1 protein-coding gene is annotated in these 1,437 nt (G+C 43.4%); it reads left to right on the top strand.

The window, feature by feature from the left end:
* Positions 1 to 130: 130 nt before the first annotated feature.
* Positions 131 to 1,069 (top strand): carbon-nitrogen hydrolase family protein, encoded by a 939-nt coding sequence (locus HNR62_RS16025; RefSeq protein WP_204797082.1) that lies wholly within the window; start codon positions 131 to 133, stop codon positions 1,067 to 1,069.
* Positions 1,070 to 1,437 lie beyond the last annotated feature (368 nt).

Below are 1,437 nucleotides of genomic sequence, written 5' to 3' on the forward strand. Positions count from 1 at the left end.
ACGCTGTGGCTGGGCCTGGAGCGTTGTCATGATATGGTCCGTGCCATACAGGAGACCAAGGAGTTATTGGGCTGACTTATGGGTAAAGGGATGGCGTTAACTCTAATTTGTCATTGCAAAGGATTCAACTATGAAGAAGGTAGCAATTATTCAAGAAGCCCCTTATGTTCTTGATAAAGAAAATACCATAAAGAAAGCAGTAGAGATTATTAGCTCCGTGTCAGAGCAAGGAGCGGAGCTTATTGTTTTTCCAGAAGCATTTATTCCTGGGTACCCTGCATGGATATGGCGGCTAAGACCTGGTGGGGACTGGGGAGTCAGTGAAGAACTTCATGTTCGGCTTCTTAAAAATTCAATTGATTTATCATCAGGTGATCTCGAGCCAATGCTCGAAGCTGCCAAAGAAAATGGCGTTACCGTAGTCTGTGGAATTAACGAACGAGATAATGCGAATAGCCAATCTACAATTTATAACTCAGCAATAACAATTGATACTCAAGGTCAAATTGTCAATCATCATCGTAAACTCATGCCCACCAATCCAGAACGAATGGTATGGGGCTTTGGAGATGGGCATGGTTTAAACGTTATTGATACTCCTGTTGGAAAAATTGGTAGCCTAATATGCTGGGAAAATTATATGCCTCTGGCAAGGTATGCTCTTTATTCGCAAGGGATAGAAATATATATTGCACCAACCTACGATAGCGGTGAAGAGTGGATTGGCACCATGCAGCACATTGCTAGGGAAGGTAAGTGTTGGGTTTTGTCTTGCGGAGTTGCTTTAGAAAGAAAAGATTTACCTAAGGATTTTCCAAATATAGATGAACTCTACCCTGCTGATGAAGAATGGATTAACCCGGGAGGATCGGTTATTGTATCGCCAAAAGGCGAAATCGTGGCAGGGCCATTATCTAAAGAAAAGGGCTATATTATTTTGGATATTGATGTTGAATTAGCGGCAAGCTCAAAGCGTGCTTTGGATGTTGCTGGACACTATTCAAGGCCAGATGTATTTAAGCTGCAAGTAGATAGGTCTCGACAATCACCAGTACACTTTAAAAACTAAAAGTTAATCGGGTAGCCGAGGGTTTCTAGCCCTCAGCCCCCACAACACCCTGCATGCGGCTCCGCACAGGGCGTTTCACTAAGAATGGTGAAGCTTAATCCAACCATCGCGTAATTCATACAGCCTCTGAGATTTTAAATAAGTATTCGATAATGCTTGATTAATCCCCGGAGTTTTAGATCTGCGCCATGGGCCTTTGCTGGTAATACCACAGGCAACTGCAGCTTGTACGTGAACGCCCAACCTCATCAGGTTTCTTACTTTAGTACCTGGTCATTCGTAGGATCTTAAGCGGAGGCTGCTGTCAAAGCTTGCTACAGGGAGGCTAGTCGATTGATTTATCAGAAAAATGGTTTGAAGTGTGCTGC

The sequence above is a fragment of the Oceanisphaera litoralis genome (genome assembly GCF_016907015.1).
Classification (GTDB): domain Bacteria; phylum Pseudomonadota; class Gammaproteobacteria; order Enterobacterales; family Aeromonadaceae; genus Oceanimonas; species Oceanimonas litoralis.

What these genes read in the sequence shown, in the direction of transcription:
- HNR62_RS16025 (WP_204797082.1), top strand. Translation starts at nt 131, where the DNA reads ATGAAGAAGGTAGCAATTATTCAAGAAGCCCCTTATGTTCTTGATAAA.